The sequence below is a fragment of the Methylonatrum kenyense genome (assembly GCF_023195885.1).
Taxonomy (GTDB): Bacteria; Pseudomonadota; Gammaproteobacteria; order Nitrococcales; family Aquisalimonadaceae; genus Methylonatrum; species Methylonatrum kenyense.
The window spans coordinates 440,206-461,499 of the sequence record NZ_JALPKO010000001.1; the positions used below are offsets into that span (position 1 = coordinate 440,206).

Below are 21,294 nucleotides of genomic sequence, written 5' to 3' on the forward strand. Positions count from 1 at the left end.
TGACAGGTAGCATACGCGAGCATGATCAATGTGTTAGCTATTCCAGCCCTGTCGGACAACTATATCTGGTTGCTGCATCGCGAGCAGCAACGCGATTGCGTCGTGGTTGACCCGGGTGAAGCCGGACCGGTACTGGACTGTCTTCGCGAAAGGAACCTGCATCTGCGCGCGGTCCTGCTGACGCACCATCATGGCGATCACGTGGCTGGCGTTGACGCCCTGGTCAGTAATCGGGACATTCCGGTTTATGGTCCGGCGAGGGAACGCATCGGCGGCTGCTCGCATCCCGTCGACGACGGTGATCGCGTTGCGATTCCGGAACTCGAGGTGAATTTCCAGGTGCTGCATGTGCCCGGACACACGGCGGGCCACATCGCCTATGTCGGCGCGGGGATGCTGTTTGCCGGCGATACGCTGTTTGCCGGCGGTTGCGGCCGCCTTTTCGAGGGGACGCCGGAGCAAATGCTGCGTTCGCTGGATCAGCTGGCGGATCTGCCGGATAACACGGCGGTGTACTGCGGCCATGAGTACACCGAGGCGAACCTGCGCTTCGCCAACCGTGTCGACCCGCACAACCGGGCACTGGCCGAGCGTCTGCGCCAGGTCATCCAGCAGCGGCAGAACGGCCAATGCACGCTGCCGTCCCGCATCGGGCTGGAGCGTCAGACCAATCCGTTTCTCCGGTCCGACAACCCGCAGGTGCGGCAGGCAACCGAGGCCCTGGTTGGCCACTCCCTGCCGAGCAGGCTGGACGTATTTACCGCGGTGCGCGCCCTGAAGGACGCGGCCTGATACAAAGTCCGCCGTCCGGCTCCTGACAGGGGCAGGCGGCGCGCGGGAGTCCGGCTGCTGCAGCGCCGACTGACCCGCACCTGATTTATCAGCATGTTACTGGAGGGTCCCCATGGGTACCCGCAATGCGCTTTTATTCGCTGTTTCCGCCCTGACGTTATCCGCCTGTGCGGCGCTGGATTCCGAGCACGCCACGGATCGCCCCGGTGAACAGGCGGAGCAACGTCCGGTCCGGGCCGAACATCCGGCCCTCTACACCGGCAGGAAGGATGAGGACAAGCAGGCGGCAGAGGCCGCGGAAACCGACGACCTGTGGGAACGGGTGCGGCGCGGTTTCGCCTATGGCGACGTTGAACATGAACGCATCGATGCGGCGGTCAACATGTACGCGGGATCGCATGGCTACCTGGACAACATCGCCGAAGGTGCGGCGCCCTATCTGCATTACATCGTCGAGCAGGTCGAAGCCCGCGACATGCCACTGGAGATCGCCCTGATTCCCGCTGTCGAAAGCGGCTTCCGGCCGGATGCGCGTTCCAGCATGGCGGCCTCCGGCATCTGGCAATTCATGCCGATGACCGCAGAAGCGCGCGGCCTGCGTACCACCGCCCTGTACGATGGCCGCAAGGACGTGATCGCCTCGACCGAGGCCGCGCTGGATTACCTGGAGATGCTGCATGGCATGTTCGACGACTGGTTCCTGGCGCTGGCTGCCTACAATGCCGGCCATGGCACCGTCCAGCGCGCCATCCGGCAAAACGCGCAGGCCGGTCGATCAACCGATTACTGGAACCTGTCCCTGCCGGCCGAAACCCAGCGCTACGTCCCGCGCATCCTGGCGGTGGCCGAGTTGATCCGCAACCCGCAACAGCACAATCTGACGCTGGAACCACTGCCCAACGAAGCGGTGCTGGCCGTGGTCGAAACAGACGGTGGGCAGATCAACCTCAGCAAGGCCGCAGAAATCGCCGGAACTGATACCGAGACACTGCGCAAGCTCAACCCCGGGCTGAACCAGGCGGTCACTGACCCCAATGGCCCGCATCGGCTTGCCGTGCCCGCGGAGGCCGCCGACACCTTCGCCGCCCAGCTCGCGCAGATCCCCCGCGATGAGCGGGTTGCCTACCAGCACTACGAGGTGAGAAGCGGTGACAGCCTGAGTGCCATCGCCAGCCGTCACGGCACCTCGGTCGCCGCGATCCGCCAGGCGAATGGGCGTAACGGCGACGTGATCCGCGCAGGCGAACAGCTGCTGATACCCGCAGGCGCCGACAGCCAGCCCGTGGCTGAAGCCCAGGGTGTCGAGCAGTACACGGTGCAACGCGGTGATTCACTGTCCGTCATTGCCCAGCGCTTCGGCGTCTCCACCAAGGAGATCCGCAACTGGAACGACCTGGACCGAAACCACACCCTGCATCCGGGCCAGACGCTGACCATGCGCACCAACGGACGCACTGCGCAGCGTTAAGGAAACGCTGATCTATTCCCGCGCCTGCGCCCGAGACCGGTTTTGCTCATCTGGCAAGGCGCGGTGCCGGTTCCGTGGCTCCCCTGACCCAAGGCGACGTGCTTCTGCCCAGAGGCGTAGGGTGGGTCAAGCGAAGCGGACCCACGCGGTGTGATCTGTTGGCGGGACCTCAAAGGTTTTCGGACAAGGAAGGTGTTCGGACAAACCAGGGCGGGTGCGCATTGGCGGCGGCGGTGACCTGGAGCCCGTTGCCACGATCGTGACGGATCACACCGCGTGCATTCGCTGCGCTTAATGCACCCTACGCGAACGCAGACGCGGGAAAAAATCCGTGTTTCCCTAGCGGTGACCCGGGACCCGGCCGGTTCGCCAGGGCCGATGCTCGAAGCCGTCGAACGCCTCCGGCCGAAATCGTTCCGGCAACTCCGCCAGCAGCAGCGTACATTCCTCGTAGGGTAGCCAGCGACCATGCGAGGCGCGCTCGCTGCTATGCGGGATCTCCACCCAGAATCGATCACCCAGCTCATCGTAGATGAACTGAAGCACGTTGCCGTGCTCGTCGATCAGGCCGAGGAAGTCACCATCCCCTTCCAGGGCGGCGAGGAGATCCTGGCGGATATCCGCCACCTCCATGGAAACGGGTTTGTCGGAAGAAACAAACTGCTGCCGATCATGAAACGAATAGAAAACGCGGTAGGGCATGATTCCTTTCGCCTGCTCGCCACTCGAGAAAGCTGCCGTCGTCGCACGCTACCGGAGTCCCGAATTGGCCAGGAGCCCCGGCACGCGCCGTTCCTCGCGGGAATGACGTCAGCACCACGAACCCAATCATCCGTCGACATTCTCCGCAGGGCAAGCCCTAGGAAAACACTGATTTATTCCCGCGACTGCCGCCCGGCCCGGTTTTGGTCATCTGGCAAGGCGCGGTGCCGGTTCGGTAGCTTGGCGCTACCGGCCCGGTGGCGCAACACAGCCAGGGGCCAAAACCGGCCGGGGCTTCGGCAAAGCCGTCACCGCTGACGCCGGGCCGCCCTCCGGATCGGGGTCAATCGTCGGCGTCGTCGAAATCGCCCTTGTACTTCGGGTTGGCCTTGGCCGACTGAGCCGATGCGTCGCCGCTCGCCGAGTCGCCATCCTGACCGGATTTGCCGTTATCCAGCTTACGGTGCAGCAACGGCGGCGCCGATCCGTCCTTATCCTGACCGAAGTAGATGGTGGTGTGCGGGAACGGAATCTCGATGTTCGCCGCATCGAAGTGGCGTTTCACCAACCGGTTGTACTCCCGTCCGATACCCCACTGGGTACCCGGCGTGGTCTTGATCCGGACACGCACATTGACCGAGCTGTCCGCCAAGGCGGTCACGCCGTGCACCTCGAGTTCGCCGATGACCTTCTCGGCGTGCTCTTCGTTCGCCACCAGCTCGTCGAAGGCCTCCCGCAGGTGCTGGATGACAGTGTCGGTGTCCTCGCGATAGGCAACACCGTACTCGCCAACGTGGTAGCCAAAATCGCGCATGTAGTTGGACACCGTGTCCACCGCGGAAAACGGCACGATGTGCATCGTGCCGGACAGGTCACGGATGCCCACCGAGCGCACCGAGAGTTTCTCGGCGGTACCGGTAATGCCACCGGCAGTCACCACGTCACCCGCGTTAATCGCATTCTCCAACTGGATGAAGACCCCGGTGATGATGTCCTGCACCAGCTTCTGCGCACCGAAGCCAATGGCCAGGCCGAGCACACCGGCACCAGCGATCAACGGGCCGATGTTGATGCCCAGCTCGGCCAGCGAAATCATCACCGCCATGGTGATGATCACGATCGCGATGGCATTGCGGAAGATGGTCAGCAGCGTTTTTTCGCGCGAGGTCGGTTCGCCGCCGCCAGTCTCCGGATTGAGCCGGTGCTCAATCCAACTGGCGACGCCAATCCAGATCAGGGTCGCCACCGCGATCACGAGGCCGACTGTAATGATGCGGGCGATGGCCGTGAGGCCGGCATCGGACACCAGCCAGGTTGCCAGGTTGAAGATACCCCAGGCATCCAGCACCACCGCGAAGACAGTCACCAGCACCAGCACCTGCACGGCCTTCACCGCCTTCGGGATGTAGCTGTTGAGACGGGCCTCGAGCATCGGGAACTTCAGATGCGTTTCGGCCGGAATCCTCATCGGCCGTGCAACCAGACTGGTCAGCAGCAATTCCAGCGCAAAACCGACGCCCACCGCCACCAGGGTCTGGATGGTGGCCTTGGCCATGAACGGCAGCGCGGCTTCCGGATTGACCACGGTCACCACGAACAGACTCAGGAAATAGGCGATCGCAATCAGATGCCAGGACCTGGCCAGCATGCCGGTCAGCACCCGGGTCACCGAGAACTCCGCCTCCGCGGCCATGCCCTCGAGCCGGTCCCGCACATCCTGCCGGTTCTGGCTGATCACACTCACCGCATAGATGAACGCCAGCAGCATGATCAGCAGACTGACGCCCTGGCCAACCACCGGTGAAACGTTGAAATTGATGATCGGCACCACGAGCATCAGGCCGTAGCCGATGAAGCCCGCCAGACGCGCCAGCCATACGTTCCAGTAGGCGGCGTTCTCCGCCGTCATCGGCAACAGCCGCAGGGTGTCGTTTCGCGAGGCAAAGATCACGCGAATCAGCGCCTTGAACACCTCGATTAGCAGGAAGGCGTTCAGGAACAGGGTCTGCTGCGAGTCCATCGCACCTGTCTCGCCGAACACGAACAGCGCAACGACGTAACCGGCCACCCAGGCCAGCACCACCACCAGGATGTCCAGCACCGCCGAGTAGACGATGGCTGCCGCACGACGCAGCAGACCCGCACTGCCTTCCGCAGCGGCCGCCCACAGGCTGGCCTTGTCGAACAGCGGCTTGGCAAGGCGCCGCAGGGCGAGGAACGCGCCCACGGTAATCAGGATCACGCCACCGAGATTCAGTGCTGCCCAGCTCATCGCGGCGAGGCTGACCCCGTCCATCGAGACGTCACTGCTGCGCAACGCGACCAGGGCCTGGTTGAACTGGTCCACCACCTGCTCGGCGAAGCCCTGGGTCACCATTGCGATCCGGCGCGGCAAGGACACGGTGTCCTCGTCCTGTCCGCTGGGTGCGGCCTCCTCATCCAGCATTTCGGGAGGCTCGGACAACAGCCGCAACTCGGTAATCAGGCGATTGCGGCGCTCATCGTCCTCAAGGATATCCGCCAGCACGGCGTAATCGCTGCCCTGCCCGGTGGACTCGGCCGTGGCCGCCGGAGCGCCCAACGCCAGCAGACCGAGCAGCAGGAAGATCGAGAGGATGAATCGGCTGAGACGTGTAGCAAGCACGAAGCGTTCTCCTTTCCGTATCAGGATCCTTGCCGGCCCTGGCAAACGCTACCGGAGCAAGCGGCTATTTCGTGTCAGACAGAAATTTGCAGTGAAAATAAAGCGGCCAAGCCTAACAAATCCTTGAGCTTGTTGCCGGCTTGCCCCCCATCTTGCGGTCAAACGGTTGAATGCAAAAGACTCGCAGGTGCGCCTGATCAGGGTCGAAATCCGGCATCAATCGGGACGCGGGCCAGTGGGCCTGGCGTCAGGGCAAGGCGTCCAGAGCGGTGCGGTAATGGCTCTGCCCCTCATCAGCCAGCCGTGCCGCCTCCTCTGCGTGCGGCCGGGCCTCGTCGGGGCGATCCTGACGAATCAGTGCCCAGGCAAGATTGTGGTGGATGGCCGGCTGCAGCGCGTCGCGGCGAAGGGCCTGTCGATAGTAGTCCTCGGCATCGGCGAAACCGTCCTGCTGGTAGAGCGTGTTGCCCAGACCGAACCAGGCGGTCGCGCTGTCCGGCCAGTACTGGATCGCGGCCCGATAACCCGCCTCGGCGTCAGGCCAGCGCTCGACCTGCTCAAGCGCTGCCACGGCACGCAGATAACGGGTTTCATCCGGACGCTCGGGGACATCGCCGGGTTGGTGCAGGGTGATCGCCCAGTAATCACCACGCTGCCAGGTCCGTTCGAACCGGCGCAGGGACATGCGCTCGCGCTTGGTGGTACCGGAACGCAGCAAAACCTCGCCGGCATCCAGGTCAAAACCGACCACCACCGCGTAATGCCAGACCGGAACCCGTTCCAGCGCCAGATTCTGCAGGATCAGCACCGGGTGGCCGACCCGAACCTGCGCCAGCAGGTCGGTTAGCTCCGGTTCGTGGACGTAGGCAAGAAACCCCTGACGGCGCGCGGATGTCAGCAGTTCGATCTGCAGACTGCCACGCCGGCCGGGTAGATACATCTGGGGGGTCAGGTCCTCCGGCGCAATGTCCAGACCCCGATGGTTCATCAGCGTGGCCATTGCCGCCGGTCCGCATTGATAGGCTTCCTGCGGAAAGAACGGGACTTCGGTCAGTTCGACCGCCCTGGGCTCACCCAACTGCTCGGTTTCGAGCTCGTCGATCTGAAGTGGTGTGCGGGCACAGGCCGCGAGCAGCACGACTGCGAGAAGCAGCAGCACGTGGATGCGCTGCTTGTGACGATACACCGGCCGCATCATTGCCTCGTGCCGATACTATTGACGCCGGATTTCGAACAGCACGCCATCCCAGGGCATGAGCGCGCGATCCTCGCCGAGCCAGAGCAGGGTGCCGCCGGCGGCGCCGGCACTACGGCCTTCACAGACCAACTCGGTGATCTGCAGCAGCCCATCACCCCGGCGCAGATCCGAAACCACCTCGGCACGCACATCATCCGCTTCACCGAAATACGATTCCGGCTCGACCAGCCGATGCTCGTAGATGGGCTGATCGCAGCGTTTCTCGGGTAGCTGCGCCGAGCCACCACGAAACTCCAGCGAACGGCCATGCCAGGACTCGGCCTCCGCATCACTCATTGCGGAGACCGGCGCCAGGCGGTGACTGATAATCTCCCAGCGCCCCTCGGGCTGATGCAAGCCCTCCGCCGGCCCGGTGCCGGCGCAACCGGCAAGCAGAGTGCTGGCGCAGAGCGCGATCACAATCCCGGCATGGCCACGTCGCATCAGCGAACCAGGATGATGATCAGGATGACCAGCACCAGCGCCAGCACCAGCGCACTCGCACCGGCCGGCATTTCGTCAATTCGCTCTGCCATCTGCGCCAGCTCTTCATTGGTCATGCTGGCCACCCGCTCTTTCGCTTCCTCGGGCGATACGCCGTATTCCACCAGCCGTTCCTGGACATCGTCCCGTTCCAGCAGTGACATCACCTGGGCACGCTTTTCGGCCGTTGCAGACTCGCTGATCACCGTGTCGGTGCCGACAATGCCGGCCGCGGCAGTCTGCGTGAAGACCCCCATCATCAGAAACAGAAGCACGAAGGGATAGGCCAGAAAACGTGTACGACGAAGCATTGTCTGCATGTTTCTTCTCCAGATTCTTGTAATGTCCGTGAACTCGGCCCGCACGGTGGCATCCCGACCTTCGGCAGCGATCACACCGAACGGCTTCCCCCAACTGCGGTGTTAGTCTACAAGCAAGGTGCAGGAAACACCTCAACATGCGTCGAGCTAAATTAGCGTTTCCCTGATCCCGGGCACAACTGTCGCCGTTCCGCGACCCGCCCGGAAAATCGTTGAACGAGGTCCGCTCTTGCCTTCACGAGTCCTTGCCGGCTTTCTTTGCTGCCTGCTCCTGACCGCCTGCCGCTCCGCCGATATCGAACCCTGGCCACCCTCGCCGAACCAGACTCCCGATGAACAGCTCGCCGCTGACCACATGGTGGTGTCGGCCAACCCCCACGCCAGCCGGATCGGCAGGGACATCCTGCGCCAGGGCGGCAATGCCGTGGACGCGGCGATCGCAATGCAGATCGCCCTGACTTTCGTCGAGCCACCGGAAAGCGGCATCGGCGGCGGGGCCTTCATGCTCTACCGCTCCGGCGATGGCGAGGTCCTGGGTGTCTACGACGGCCGCGAGACGGCACCCGCTGCGGCCACCGCGGACCGCTTCACGGTACTTGGCCGCCGGCAACCCCTGTGGGCGGTGATCCCCTCGGGCAAGGCGGTTGGCGTGCCGGGCACCGTGGCCCTGCTGCACGCAGCGCACCAGGATCATGGTGAACTGCCCTGGGCCGAATTGTTCGAGCCCACCATCGCGCTGGCGCGCGACGGCATCGAAATGCCGTTACGGTTGCAGGAACAGGCGCAACGGGACGTGACCCTGCGCCTGTACGCGGACACCCGGCGCTATTTCCGCGGTCAGCTGCGCCAGGACCCGCCGCAACTGCGTAACGCCGAGCTGGCCGACACACTGCAACGGATCGCCGATGACGGGCCGGATGCCTTCTACCGCGGCCCGCTGGCCGAGGAAATCGTGGCGGCTGCCGGGGCGCGCTGGCCAGGTCGCGGTGACCTGACGACGGACGACCTGGCCGAGTACCAGGCGCTGGTGCGTGACGCCGTCTGTGCCGAATACCGGGGCTGGCGGCTTTGCGGCCCGCCCCCGCCCTCCTCCGGCGGAATCGCCGTACTGCAGATCCTGGGCATGCTGGAACATTTCGATCTGCCGTCTATGGGACCGGAATCCAGTGACGCGATCCACCTGATCATCGAGGCCAGCCGCCTGGCTTTCGCCGACCGCTTTCGTTACGTCGGCGACCCCGATTTCGTGGACGTGCCAACCGCCGCACTGGTTGATCCGGACTATCTGCGGCAGCGCGCCGAATTGATTGACCCCGCCAAGGCCAAGGAACGCCCCCTCCCGGGTCTGCCCGGCGTGCGTCCGGAACTGCCGGACGTGCCCGATCCGTTGGACGAGGAGACCGCGGAAGACACCTCGCATTTCGCGGTGGTGGACAGCAAGGGCAATGTCGTGTCGATGACCAGTTCCATCGAGGCGCCGTTCGGCAGCCGCATCATGGTGGGCGGCTTTCTGCTCAACAATCAGCTCACCGACTTCACCTTCCAGGCGGTGCAGAACGGCGTCGAGGTCGCCAATGCAGTCGCCCCGGGAAAGCGGCCGCGCAGTTCCATGTCACCCTTCATCGTGCTGGACGAGGATGACCGGATCCGCCTGATCATCGGTTCCCGCGGCGGCAGCCGCATCATCGGTTACGTGGTCAAGGCCCTGATCGGCGTCCTGGACTGGGAGCTCTCGGTGCAGGAGGCCATCTCGTTGCCGAACATGGTCTACCGGGGCCGCGGGCTGGAACTGGAACAGGGCACGCCGCTGGAGGACGTGGCCCAGACCCTGCGGGCCCTCGGCCATGATGTCCGTGTCGTGCCGATGCGTAGCGGCATCCACGGCATTGAACGAACCAATGAGGGCTGGCGCGGCGGTGCTGACCCCAGGCTGGACGGCACTGCGATCGGCGATTGAACCAGGTGAGCATGCGGTAACGCGGACGCGGCGTGATGCCGCGCCCTTCAACCGCCCGCCTCGTCCCCCCAGAGTTCGCGCAGGCGGCCGTCGCGACCGCAGGTGGCACGATAGAAGCGATAACGTACGGGGTTCTCGCGGTAATAGTTCTGGTGATAGTCCTCCGCCGGGTAGAACGGGGCCGCCTCCAGGATTTCAGTGACCACCGGATCCTTGAAACGCTCGGCAATCCGCTCGCGGCTGGCCTCGGCCAACCGCCTTTCGTTCGCATCGGCGACGAATATCGCCGCCCGGTAGGAATCTCCGCGGTCACAGAACTGACCACCATCATCCAGCGGATCGATATTGCGCCAGTACACGTCCAGCAGTCGCTGGTAGCTGACCTGTGATGGGTCGTAGGTGACCCGAACCACCTCGTAGTGCCCGGTATCGCCGCCGGTCACCTCTTCGTAGCTCGGGCTTTCCGTGTCACCACCGCTGTAGCCGGAGGTGGTGGACAGCACGCCCTCCACCGCATCGAAGGGCGGTTCCATGCACCAGAAGCAGCCGCCAGCGAATATCGCCTCGGCCTCCTCGTCCGGACGCTCATCGGCAAGCAGCGGTAAAGGGACCAGCCCGCCAAGGGCAAGAAGCCAGAGCAGCAAGACAGAACGAGGCAGCATGATTCGAACCCCCCAACGCCGGACCGCCGGTCACGGCCCCATGTCATCGGAGATCACGTCAATCAGACGCATCACCAATTCACCGACGAACAGTGACAGGAACAAGCCACCGAGGCACAGCGCCCACAGCAGCGCGGCGACTTCGGCGTTGCCACCGACAAGCACCCGTTTGGCCGCCAGCAAAAACACCACCCCGAGAACCAGGGTGCAGAGAATAACACTCAGGGCACCGAGCAGCCCCTTGCGCAACTCGCGCACACGCGCTGCATCCAGAGTTTCATCGCGGGCCGCATGCTCCAGGCAAGCACGTCCGGTGGCGATCACGACCCGGCCCAGATACAGGCCGGCGAGCAACAATGCGATGGCACCAACCCAGGGCGTCAGCACCACACCCCACCGTTCCGGGGCCACGAACCACACCACGGGACTCAACACCAACAACAGGGGAATCAACCGTGGCACCTTGCGATGCGCGCCGAGATGGTCACCAAACCGCTGTAGCAGCCAGATCTCTGCCCGGCTGAGACACATGGCGGGTGCCGGCAGGCTGCGCAGGGTGGCCGTGCGTTGCTCGGGCTGATTCATGGTGTGAGTGTTCCTTTCAGCGAAACGCTGATTCCAGCGCCCGAGACCGGTTCCGGTCATCCCGAGGGATACGACGCCCTGATGGCCGCGTCCGATGCGCGCTGCCATCGGTCCGATGTCCTGCCATCCGCCCTGGTCGGACAGCATGATCTCGCCCAAGGTTGCAATCCGGAAACAAAAAACGGCGCCCGGGGCGCCGTTTTGCATTTCGGTCGGTGTCGGCTCAGCTGCCGCCCTCGACCAGCTCCTTCAGGCCTGACAGGCCCTCCTCGTAGAGCGCGTTGATCGCCGCGTGGGCGGCCTCCTCGTTCAGGTGCTCGGGAGGATCATTCTGCTGTTCGGCACGGGTAAACGCAGCGCGCCATTCCACCGTGGAGGTGCCATCGCCGTTCTCGGTGACGGTGATCGTTCCGGTGTAGTTGCTCACCGGCAGAACATCGACATCGAACTCGGTGGCACGGTAGGCATAGGTCATCCGCTCTTCGTCGTAACGGCGGATTTCCTGGACGATGGCGTCACCGCTCTCCAGCACCAGGGTGCGCACCGCTTCGTCGGTGCCGGCGCCCTCGATTTGTGTCTCGCTAACCCGCGGGTGCCAGTCCATGTTGCCGAAGTCACCCACGGCAGCCCACACCTTTTCCACCGAGGCGTTGATCTCGACGCTGGAATCCGCGCGCTGGCGCGTCGGACCATGTGCATCAACGGCACCGACAAAGAAAATCGCGGCCGCGGCTGCAGCCATTACTCCTCGCATCTTCATTCTTTTTCCACCCTCACTATCGGAACGGTTTTCGAACGACGGGCAGGGAACTGTCGGGCAAGAACCACGACTGGCGTCCGCGATTTGCGGAGCCATGCCGCGGGCGCATCGAATACCGCCTGCCGCCGTCCCTGGAGCGCCCGCGGGCGACGGGCAGTCGCCGACAGAACAGTCGCGGGGGAGGATGGAATCTAGCGACGGCGGCGAGCCAGTGTCAACTAAGGAACCGCGCTCCGAATCTTTCGCCCGAGGCCGGCAGGCAGCGTCCACGCCTGAGACATCGACGCCTGTTCTGTATAGTGAACGGGGTTCTGGCGGTCGATGGACCGCGAAACATTCCGCAACAGGAGGCTGGCACATGGAGAAAAACCCATCCAAGGGGTATGTCGCCCTGCTCGGCTGGAGCCTCAATGCCATCGAAGCGGCGGAAACGTTCGACCGGCGCTATGTCGTGGTCGCGCCCGACTGGGCCGAGGACTACTGCAAGAAATACGACATTCCCTACATTCCGTGGGACTACGAACGGTTGAACGATCGTTCCATGGAGATCGCGCAGACGCTGCAGGAGATGGGCGTCGACGTCGCGATCCCGCTGTTCGAGGAAACGGTGGAATGGGCCGGAGCGATCAACTCGGTGCTGATGGACAATCCGCGCCTGCTGGGTCAGTCCATGCTGATGCGCGACAAGTCGCTGATGAAGCGCCGCGCGCAGCTTGGCGGCATCCGAGTCGGCATCTTCGAGGAAGCGCACGATCGGGAAGACGTGATCCGGTTCCTCAAGCGGGTCAATCAGACGCTGCTGAAGCTGGACGGTGACCCCAACGACCCGATTCACTTCAAGGCCTTCGACAAGGCGGGTTGCCTCGGCCACCGCGTCATTCGCACGCCCGACGACGTGGACGCGATTCCGGACGATGAATTTCCGGCGTTGATGGAATCCCATCTGGATGGCTGGGAGTTCGCGGTCGAGGCCTGGATCCACAATGGCAAGATCCGGTTCCTGAACATCTCCGAGTACGTGACGCTGGGCTACTCGGTCTTCGTGCCCGCAAGCCCGGAGCTCGAGCGTTACAGGGATCTGATCGCCAAGCAGATCGAGAAGCTGATCCGGACCTTCGACATCGAATTCGGCTTTGTCCATCCCGAATACTTCGTCACCAGCGACGACGAGATGTATTTCGGTGAGGTCGCGTTCCGGCCGCCGGGCTTCAAGGTGTTCGAATTGCTCGAACGGGTCTATGGCTTCAATGCCTACCAGGCCATGATCCTGGTGTTCGATCCGAAGTCCACCGAGGAAGAGATCACCTCCTTCTTCCCGAAGGAGGTCGTCGATGCCAAGCGCCATGCCGGCTGCTTCGGTGTGTATCCACGGCGTCGGGTGGTCAGCAAGCTGGAAATCCCGGAGGAAACCGAGGATCACCCCTACTTCGAGTCCCATGAATTGACGCCGCCGCTGGAAGAAACCGTGACCAAGCGGACCGCATTCGGCACGCACTGGGGCCTGGTCTATTTTGCGGGCGAGGATCCGCACCAGCTCCGGGACCTGCTCAAACGGCAGGAAGAGCTGGATTTCTATATCTAGGGCGGATGACCTGTGGATAACGAAACGCCCGCACCGGACCCGGCGGACAACCGCCTGCCGGGTCTGTTACAGAAGTTTGACGAAGCAACGCGGACATTGGCGCAGGCGCCGGGTTTTGCCAAACCTGCCAAGCTGGCCCGGGTGCTGGATACGGCACGCCGCGTCATGCTGCAGCCGGGCGGATGCGCCGCCATCGAGGAGCGTTCCCAGGCGCTGGAGGAGGCGGGCCTCTACCACGGCTCGGATTGGGCCACACCGCAGATCCTGGTGCCGTCGCTGACCACGCACTCACTGAAAAGCCCGGACATGACCACGGTGGTGATCGAGTCACTCAGCGAACTCCGCCTGCTGGCCGTGGCACGTGGCGACTACCTGCACCCGTTGATTTCGCAGGAACAGGCCCACCATTACCTGAGCCAGGTCCTGGCCATGAATCTGGCCCTGTTGTTCACCGGACCATCGGAGGCCGAGCGGGAGACGCAGGGGCGACTGGCGAAGGTCCCACGGTTGCTGTTGCAGCATCTGGCCAGCCGGATCGGTTACGAACATGTGATAGACCGCCTGATCGAGGAAATCTGGCGAATCCTGCACCAGCGTCCGATCCAGGTGGACTCGGTCAAGCAGATGATCACCCAGATCGCGATCTGTCAGGTTGACCCGGATATCGATCTCGGTACCAGTGGCCAGGGCGCGGATCGGCTTGTCAGCAGCCTGTATGGGCCGACCCAAAGCTGTCGCGAGGATCCCGGGGTCGCGGTCTTTGCAGACCGGCTGCGCGCCATGGATTCGCAGGCCCTGCAACTGGAAGCAACCGGCTTCGCCCGGGCCATGCACGATACCGGCCTGGTTTCTCCGTATCACGCGGTGCTGCTGCGCCACCTGATGGGGCAGGGTGACCATCTGATCGGGGAAGCCCTGGGCCTGTCCTCCACCGGACGTGACTGCCTGCTGTGCTACCGCGAACTGGTGAAGGACCTGATCCGGGAAGCGGTGCATCCGACCACACCGCAATCCGTTTACGGCCTGGCACTGATGCTCGAACGCGGCATCCTGTACCAGCCTGCCGTGGCACCGAGTCTCTGGCGGCAGCTTGCACTGCCCCTATCTCCCTGTTCGCGCGATCGGCTGTTCATGGCCTACGGCGACCTTGCCTCGCCGCGGGCATTACTGCTTGAAGGCGTCTTGTGCATGCTTGGTCAGCCGCTGGGCGTGGGCCAGGGCAACAACCCGACCTGTCAGTCTGCCCGCGCCCTGTCCATGTGGGCCTTCAATGACCCGGACTACCTGCTGCAGATGGTGGCCTGGGCGGCGCGGGATGATGAAATCATCATGCATTTCGAGGGCCAGCCCATCTCCTCGCGAGAGAGCCTGAGTGGCGTCGCCGGGGAGTTGCCAATGGACCTGGATGCGGTCTCGTTGCTGGTGGTTCCGCACCTGGACCGGATTTACGCTGAAATGGGACGGCGTTGTGTCGACCGCGGAGGCGATCCACACCGCTGGGTCAACCCGGAATTCCACGGCTGGTGGTCCGGCCGCGGCTTCCGGATCAATGTCGATGTGGGTACTGGCCTGCTGGTGGATCTGGAGGATTTCCTGCGCCATTTCTATGCCAGCTACCATCCGTATTACAACGGCAATCAGCCGTTGATCCACCCGCAGCCCGCCGGAATCGCGGTAACCGACAGCGCCGGACGTTTCATCGGCTGGCATGCCATCACGATACTTCGGGTCGCGCTGGACCCGGAGGACTGCATGCGGGTGTACTTTTTCAACCCGAACAACGACAGCGGCCAGGATTGGGGCGATGGTGTCACGGTCAGTACCGCTGGCAACGGCGAACGCTTTGGCGAGGGCTCGCTGCCGTTCGAACAGTTCGCATCGCGGCTCTATATCTTCCACCATGACCCACTGGAACGCGGTGAACTGGCCGATGTAAGTGCCGAAGAGCTTGATCGGGTTATCGACCACATCCGGCGCAGTTGGGGCGCCGAACGCCTGCCTGAGAACCAGTTGCAGGCCGACCCGGGGCCCCAAAGGGGCTAGTGATCTGTTGTCGAGTCACCGCTTGTCGGCGGTTTTCCGACTCCTGGCGGCGCGTCCATGAGGAATGCGAACTGGTCCACGTCAGCCTTCGCTGGAACGCGTAGGCTGACGTCCTGGGATCGGGAAACCACAGAGAAACGACACGACCATGGTTCGCAAACCGCACTTGACGACCAGCGCCTCGCAGGCAGCGAATCATGATTCATGTGCGCCGCCCTCCCCCCCCGCAGCCGCGACCCAGCGCCGTGCCTGTGATGCCGTTCTGCAGTCACTCGGGCTGTGTTGCGTGGTGTTTGACAACGATCTGCGGATCATACTTTCCTCACCAGCCTTCTGCGCACTGATCGGCAAGCCGGCCGACAGCCTCGCAGGCCAGTCACTCGACAAGCTGCTCGACCTGCCACCGGGGCCAGAACAACTGCAGGAAATCGAACGCGATCAGCGGCATGGACATGCCGTCTGGCGCCTCCGCACGCAGGGTCAACGGCTGCAGACCATGGACTGCGAGATCAGCCCCGCGGGCAGGGAACCCGGCTGGTTCATGGCGCGCTTGCGGTATCCGCAACCGCACGGAGGCATTCGGCGCCCCGAATGGCACCTGGTGCAGGTTCTCGATTAGCCGCACCGGGCTGCTTGCCCTGATGTCGAAAATCGGCAGGAAAACGAACCCGACAGCGCGACGCCCCTTGTATCCCTCAGTCCCTGCCCTCAGGACTTTAGGGCCCGCGGATTTTTCCGGCAGCAGCACTCCGTGCAGGCCACCGGGAAAATCCTGCGTTACTTGACAGTCTGACCAGTTTTCTAAACTGGTGGAGTGCCGGCGAGGGACAGCCGCGTCGGCATGCGTATGACCTGGCCTTTCGGCAACGATTCCCCTAACGCAAGGAGTGGCTCGATGGCTAACGCCCTACCCGTTCGACGTTCGCTCAGGTTCGGACCCGCCGCACCTGGTCTCGCCCTGGCCCTGCTCACCGCCGGCCCGGCGATGGCCGATGTCTCGGTGGTCGATGAGGAAGTGCTTTCCTCGGTCGACAGCGAGGAAGGCAGCTTCCGCGTGGTCAAGACCGTGGATGGCCTGGACTTTCCCTGGTCGGTGGCCTGGCTGCCGGATGGCCGGATGCTGGTCACCGAGCGGGGCGGTCATATCAACCTGGTAGACGGGGACGAGGTGGTTCGGCTTGAAAACGTCCCGGATGTGCATGCCGACGAGGAACAGAAAACGCCTCTGCTCGGCGGTAGCCAGGGCGGCATGCTGGACATTGCCGTGCATCCGGACTACGAGGACAACGGCTGGATCTACTTCAGCTACTCGGCACCAGGTGACCCGGACAATGTCACCACCGACGACGAGTACGGCACCGCCACCGCCGTTGCCCGGGCGCGGCTGAATGATGACGGTACCGCGCTGGAAGACGTCGAGACCCTGTACACCCAAAGCCCGAATCACAATCCGGGCCGCCATTATGCGGGCCGACTTCTGTTCCCCGGTGACGGCACGTTTTTCCTGTCCATTGGCGACCGCGGCCTGCGCGCCCCGTCGCAGGACCTGACCGATCCGACCGGCTCCATCATCCGGCTCAACGAGGATGGCGGTGCAGCCGAGGACAACCCCTTCGTGGGCGTGGCGCCGGGCAATCTGCGCCCGGAAATCTGGTCGTTCGGTCATCGCAACAACCAGGGCCTGGCGCTGCATCCGGAAACCGGCGAGCTGTGGGTCAGTGAACACGGCCCCAGGGGCGGCGACATGCTGAGGCAGGTCAATGCCGGCGAGAACCACGGCTGGCCCCAGGTGACCTTTGCCGGCGATTACAGCACCGGTGCGAAGATCGGTATCGGTCAGGAGGCACCGGGCGTGACGCCACCAGTCTACTGGTGGGAGGACTCGCGGGCACCGTCCGGCCTGGCCTTCTACACCGGCAACGACTTCCCCGAATGGCAGAACAATCTGTTCATGGGCTCGCTGTCACGCCAGCAGGTCCATCGCCTGGTTCTGGATGGCCACGAGGTGGTGCATGAGGAAGTCCTGCTGACCAATGAACTGGGTCGAATCCGGGACGTGCGTCAGGGCCCGGACGGCATGCTCTACCTGCTTGTCGAGGAGGAAAACGACGGCGTCTATCGGATCGAACCAACCGATTGACCGGCCTTCCGCCGGCCTGGTTACGCCCGCCTGCCCGGAGGCATGGCGGGCGTTTTATTGCCGCGACGACGTCAAGCTGGGCACCGCGTGCCCCTGCTGGCGCATGCCGGCCTCCAGTGATTCAACCACCGCACGCAGCGCCTCGAGCCGCGCATGCCGCTTGTCGTTCGCCGCAATCAGTGTCCATGGTGCATGGTCGGTGGACGTCTGCCGAAACATCTCTTCCGCCGCCTCGATATAAGCGTCCCACTGCTCCCGGTTACGCCAGTCTTCCTCGGTGAGCTTCCAGCGCTTGAACGGATTGTCCTGGCGTTCCCGAAAGCGCCTCAGCTGCTCGTCGGCACCGATGTGAAACCAGAGCTTGACCAATGCCACGCCATCGTCGACCAGCATCCTCTCGAAGGCGTTGATCTCCGCATAGGCGCGTTGCCATTCCGCCTTGCTGGCCAGCCTCTCGACACGTTCCACCAGCACGCGGCCGAACCAGGAGCGGTCGAAAATGACCAGCTCGCCTGGTCCGGGCAGGCGTGACCAGAAGCGATACAGATAGTGCCGGGACTGCTCCCAGGGCGCCGGCGCCCCAATGCGGTAAACCTTGTAGCCGCGGGGGTCTATGCGCCGCACGAGACGCAGAATGGCACCTCCCTTGCCGGCCGCATCCATGCCCTCGACATTGACGATGGCGCGGCCACCGTGGGCGTAAAGAGCCTGTTGCAACCGCAGCAGATCCAGCTGCCCGGTCTTCAGCATCTGCTTGTAGGCGGCCTTCTTGATTTTTGGTCGCGCGGCCTCCAGGTCGGCAAGCCGTACCGAATCTGTCTCGCTCACCTTTTCCGCCTCCGGAAACGCCACGCGTCCCTTGCCCCGGTTCCAAGCAAGCATGGCACGTCCCGGTCACGGCCGTGCCCCGATAGCGTAGTCAGATCAACGCCGATGCGGAGGATGGCCGGCCGCATTGCGTATCGGGATCCAGCTCATCAACCACGGCGCGGCGCCGGCGCGTGGATCTCAGCTGCCCACCGACCCGCCCCTGATCGCTGCCCCGGTGGTAAGGTGCCTCAACCACTCGCAGATCGGGTTCGGGACAACAGCAGCATGACACGACGGGGAAAATGGTTCTGGTTGCTGGCGGCGGTCGCGGTGATGCTGACGGCGGCCATCCTGGTGGTGATTGCCGCCAACGCGACACCCAAGGCGATGCGCCTGGAACAGCCACTGTCACTCGACTATGGCCCGGATGATCCGCGTTTCGCGCGCACCGTGCAGGCCGCCATGCAGCAGGCCGTCGTGCCGGGCAACCGGATCGAGATGCTACAGAACGGCGATGAGATCTACCCGGCGATGCTGTCCGCCATCGATGACGCCGAATACAGCATCACCTTCGAGAAATACGAATTCTGGGGTGAGGAAAGCGGCGCCCGCTTTGCCGAGGCACTGGCCGAGGCGGCGCGCCGTGGCGTCCGTGTGCATGTGCTGCTGGATTTCATCGGCTCTACCGCCGCCGACCAGGAGGCACTGGACCGGATGCAGGAAGCCGGTGTGGAACTGATCCGCTGGCGGGCCCCGTCCTGGTATCAGGCGGCACGTTTCAATCACCGCACCCACCGCAAGCTGATGATTGTCGACGGCAACCTCGGCTTTACCGGCGGTGCCAACATCGGCGACGACTGGCTCGGCACCCCGGAAACCGGTGGCAAGCGGGACAACCATTTCCGCCTGCGCGGCCCGGTGGTCGGCCAGCTCCAGGCCGCCTTCGCCGAGAACTGGCTCAACGCCAGTGGCCGCATGCTGGAGGGCGATTCCTATTACCCGCCGCTTGATGCCGAAGGCGAACTCGCCATGCAGGTCGTCGACAGTGCGCCACGCGAAGGCCGCCATCGTGTGCGCATGCTGTTCCTGTATGCGATTGCCGCCGCCCGCGAGCGGATCGACATGGGCACGGCCTACTTCTATCCGGACACCGATTTCCTGGCCGCACTGGCCGACGCGGCGGATCGCGGCGTCAGGGTCCGGATACTCGTTCCCGGTGACAGTATCGACAAGGGTTTCGTCCGTCACGCCTCGGTCAACCAGTGGCGCGATCTGCTGGAGGCCGGGGTCGAGATCCACGAATACGGCAAGACCATGTATCACAGCAAGCTGGTGGCGGTGGACGACGCCTGGGCCAGCATCGGCTCCACCAACCTGGACAACCGCTCGTTCCGGATCAACGACGAGGTCAACGTCAATGTGTTCGATGCGGATTTCGCGCGTAGCATCCGCGAGACCATCGACGCGGACAAGCTTGATTCCGAGCTCTATGATCTGGAACGCTGGGAGAATCGACCCTGGCACAAACGCATCGCCGGGTGGATCAGCATGACGCTTGGCAGCCATTTCTGAGGGCTTGAATGGCCAAACTGCTTCTCAATCTGCGCGGCGTGCCCGACGACGAGGCGGACGACGTCCGCGCGATGCTGCGCGAGCACCGCATCGAGTTCTACGAAACCGAGGCCAACCGCTGGGGGCTGACGGCCGGCGGTATCTGGCTGCGGCATGACGAGGACAAGTCGCATGCCAAGGATCTGATGGCGGATTACCAGGCACGCCGCTTCGCCGAGGCGCGGGCGGAGCATGAACGTCAAAAACGCGAGGGAACCGCACCCAGCACCTGGGATCTACTGCGCCGCGATCCGGCAAAATACCTGCTGTATCTGGCCCTGGTGGGGGTCATCGTCTATTTCTCGGTGATGCCCTTCATCAACCTCGCGCGATGAGACGCCGCCGCATGCTGCAAGGCCTTGGTGCCACCGGACTGCTGCTCGGCCTGCCGACTCCGGTCTGGAGCCGGCAGGGTGATGTCGACAGCAAGACCGGCCTGGTGCTCGATTCGCGATTCCTCGATCACATGATCCGGCCTGATCATCCGGAATCCCCGGACCGGCTGCGGCATATCCAGGCACTGTTCGAGGCCGAGGGGCTGCTCGCCAACTGTCAGCGCATCACGCCGCGGGAGCACCCGGGTGAAATCCTGCATGCGCTGCACAGCGACAGCCATATCGACAGCATCGCCAGCCACTACCCTGATGCCCATCGGGTGGCCCTGCTCGCCAGCGGCGGCGCCATCGCCGCCGCCGAGGCGATCATGGCCGGCGATATCCGCCGGGCCTTCTGCGCCAGCCGTCCGCCGGGCCATCACGCGCAAAGCAGCGGCGAGGAAGAAGGCTTCTGTTACTACAATCACGTTGCCATCGTCGCCCGTCACCTGCAGCAACAACACGAGCTGAAGCGCATCCTGATTGCCGACTGGGACTACCACCATGGCGATGCTACCGAAGCCATGTTCTACGACGACCCCTCGGTACTGTTCTTCTCCACCCATGACGTCGACGCCTACCCCGGTACCGGTCACCCTTCGCGACGCGGCAGCGGTGACGGCGAAGGCTATTCGATCAACGTCTCGCTGGACTGCGGCGACGGTGATCGGGAAATCATGCGCGCCTTCGAGCAGAAGCTGCTACCGGCAGCTGACGCCTTCAAGCCGGATTTCGTGCTGGTGTCGGCAGGCTTCGACAGCCGCAAGGACGACTCGCTGGGCTGCTTCGAGGTCACTGATCGCGGTTTCGCGGAACTGAGCAAGCTGATGCTGGACATCGCCGAGCGTCACTGCGACGGCCGGCTGCTGTCGATCCTTGAGGGGGGATACAACCTCGAGGGCAACGCGAAGGCGGCAGCGGCGCATCTGGGGGCGATGATAGAAAGATAAAGTGTTCAGTGGTTCAGTTTTCAGTGTTCAGACAAACACGGCGCGCTGAAGCGCGCCGTCTTTAGTCCGAAAACCGAAAACCTTCCTTGTCCCGAAGTCCACCAACGTAGGGTGGCTCAAGCGCAGCGGAGCCACGCGGTGTCAGGCGCTCGAATCACCTCGCTTCTGCCTGGG

The 21,294-nt window shown here is 63.7% G+C and carries 19 protein-coding genes; 10 read left to right on the top strand and 9 right to left on the bottom strand.

Annotated features, from left to right (window positions below):
- The first annotated feature begins 21 nt into the window (after positions 1–21).
- The gene (gloB, locus tag M0534_RS02050) at positions 22–792 is read left to right on the top strand and encodes a hydroxyacylglutathione hydrolase (protein ID WP_248566739.1); all 771 of its coding nucleotides are present in this window, start codon (positions 22–24) and stop codon (positions 790–792) included.
- A gap of 112 nt (positions 793–904) precedes the next feature.
- Positions 905–2,260 carry a LysM peptidoglycan-binding domain-containing protein gene (locus tag M0534_RS02055; protein WP_248566740.1) on the top strand — a complete coding sequence of 452 codons (1,356 nt, stop codon included), beginning with the start codon at positions 905–907 and terminating at the stop codon, positions 2,258–2,260.
- Positions 2,261–2,599: 339 nt separating this feature from the next.
- On the opposite strand, the gene M0534_RS02060 is transcribed toward M0534_RS02055, so the two are convergent.
- The 5 genes from M0534_RS02060 to M0534_RS02080 form a co-directional block, all read right to left on the bottom strand.
- Positions 2,600–2,962 carry a hypothetical protein gene (locus tag M0534_RS02060; protein WP_248566741.1) on the bottom strand — a complete coding sequence of 121 codons (363 nt, stop codon included), beginning with the start codon at positions 2,960–2,962 and terminating at the stop codon, positions 2,600–2,602.
- Positions 2,963–3,305: 343 nt separating this feature from the next.
- Entirely contained in the window at positions 3,306–5,606 is a 2,301-nt protein-coding gene (locus tag M0534_RS02065) for a mechanosensitive ion channel domain-containing protein (RefSeq protein WP_248566742.1), read from the bottom strand.
- 247 nt (positions 5,607–5,853) lie between these two features.
- Positions 5,854–6,792, bottom strand: coding sequence for a PA2778 family cysteine peptidase (locus tag M0534_RS02070; protein ID WP_248566743.1), 939 nt, complete (start codon positions 6,790–6,792; stop codon positions 5,854–5,856).
- A 27-nt stretch (positions 6,793–6,819) separates the two neighbouring features.
- Positions 6,820–7,287 (bottom strand): hypothetical protein, encoded by a 468-nt coding sequence (locus M0534_RS02075; RefSeq protein ID WP_248566744.1) that lies wholly within the window; start codon positions 7,285–7,287, stop codon positions 6,820–6,822.
- The gene (locus tag M0534_RS02080) at positions 7,287–7,646 is read right to left on the bottom strand and encodes a PA2779 family protein (protein ID WP_248566745.1); all 360 of its coding nucleotides are present in this window, start codon (positions 7,644–7,646) and stop codon (positions 7,287–7,289) included. The genes M0534_RS02075 and M0534_RS02080 overlap by 1 nt, the downstream gene beginning before the upstream one ends.
- A 229-nt stretch (positions 7,647–7,875) precedes the next feature.
- On the opposite strand from M0534_RS02080, the gene ggt reads away from it, so the two are divergent.
- Positions 7,876–9,603, top strand: a complete 1,728-nt coding sequence (ggt, locus tag M0534_RS02085; protein WP_248566746.1) for a gamma-glutamyltransferase — start codon at positions 7,876–7,878, stop codon at positions 9,601–9,603.
- 47 nt (positions 9,604–9,650) lie between these two features.
- Here the strand turns inward: ggt and msrA are convergent, their stop codons facing one another.
- The 3 genes from msrA to M0534_RS02100 all read right to left on the bottom strand — a co-directional run bounded on the left by msrA (position 9,651) and on the right by M0534_RS02100 (position 11,610).
- A complete protein-coding gene (gene msrA, locus M0534_RS02090; protein ID WP_248566747.1) occupies positions 9,651–10,265 on the bottom strand; it encodes a peptide-methionine (S)-S-oxide reductase MsrA in 615 nt (204 codons plus the stop codon).
- 30 nt (positions 10,266–10,295) lie between these two features.
- Complete coding sequence (locus M0534_RS02095; RefSeq protein WP_248566748.1) at positions 10,296–10,850, bottom strand: hypothetical protein; 555 nt, start codon at positions 10,848–10,850, stop codon at positions 10,296–10,298.
- Between the two features lie 223 nt (positions 10,851–11,073).
- A complete protein-coding gene (locus M0534_RS02100; protein ID WP_248566749.1) occupies positions 11,074–11,610 on the bottom strand; it encodes an SRPBCC family protein in 537 nt (178 codons plus the stop codon).
- 358 nt (positions 11,611–11,968) lie between these two features.
- Here M0534_RS02100 and M0534_RS02105 point away from each other — a divergent pair, with 358 nt between their 5' ends.
- The 4 genes from M0534_RS02105 to M0534_RS02120 all read left to right on the top strand — a co-directional run bounded on the left by M0534_RS02105 (position 11,969) and on the right by M0534_RS02120 (position 17,375).
- Entirely contained in the window at positions 11,969–13,192 is a 1,224-nt protein-coding gene (locus M0534_RS02105; RefSeq protein ID WP_248566750.1) for an ATP-grasp domain-containing protein, read from the top strand.
- A 12-nt stretch (positions 13,193–13,204) separates the two neighbouring features.
- The gene (locus M0534_RS02110) at positions 13,205–15,235 is read left to right on the top strand and encodes a hypothetical protein (protein ID WP_248566751.1); all 2,031 of its coding nucleotides are present in this window, start codon (positions 13,205–13,207) and stop codon (positions 15,233–15,235) included.
- Between the two features lie 148 nt (positions 15,236–15,383).
- A complete protein-coding gene (locus M0534_RS02115; protein ID WP_282571223.1) occupies positions 15,384–15,854 on the top strand; it encodes a PAS domain-containing protein in 471 nt (156 codons plus the stop codon).
- 276 nt (positions 15,855–16,130) lie between these two features.
- Positions 16,131–17,375 (top strand): PQQ-dependent sugar dehydrogenase, encoded by a 1,245-nt coding sequence (locus M0534_RS02120; RefSeq protein ID WP_248566753.1) that lies wholly within the window; start codon positions 16,131–16,133, stop codon positions 17,373–17,375.
- A gap of 54 nt (positions 17,376–17,429) precedes the next feature.
- Here the strand turns inward: M0534_RS02120 and M0534_RS02125 are convergent, their stop codons facing one another.
- A complete protein-coding gene (locus M0534_RS02125) occupies positions 17,430–18,203 on the bottom strand; it encodes a polyphosphate kinase 2 family protein (protein ID WP_248566754.1) in 774 nt (257 codons plus the stop codon).
- Between the two features lie 267 nt (positions 18,204–18,470).
- Between M0534_RS02125 and M0534_RS02130 the strand changes: the two genes are divergently transcribed.
- From M0534_RS02130 to M0534_RS02140, 3 genes are read left to right on the top strand one after another with little or no spacing between them, the layout of a single operon-like run.
- Positions 18,471–19,757, top strand: coding sequence for a phospholipase D-like domain-containing protein (locus M0534_RS02130; protein ID WP_248566755.1), 1,287 nt, complete (start codon positions 18,471–18,473; stop codon positions 19,755–19,757).
- An 8-nt stretch (positions 19,758–19,765) separates the two neighbouring features.
- Positions 19,766–20,131, top strand: coding sequence for a DUF6164 family protein (locus tag M0534_RS02135; protein WP_248566756.1), 366 nt, complete (start codon positions 19,766–19,768; stop codon positions 20,129–20,131).
- 11 nt (positions 20,132–20,142) lie between these two features.
- Positions 20,143–21,120: a histone deacetylase family protein gene (locus M0534_RS02140; protein ID WP_248566757.1), complete on the top strand. Its 978-nt coding sequence runs from the start codon at positions 20,143–20,145 to the stop codon at positions 21,118–21,120.
- The last annotated feature ends 174 nt before the right edge of the window (positions 21,121–21,294 follow it).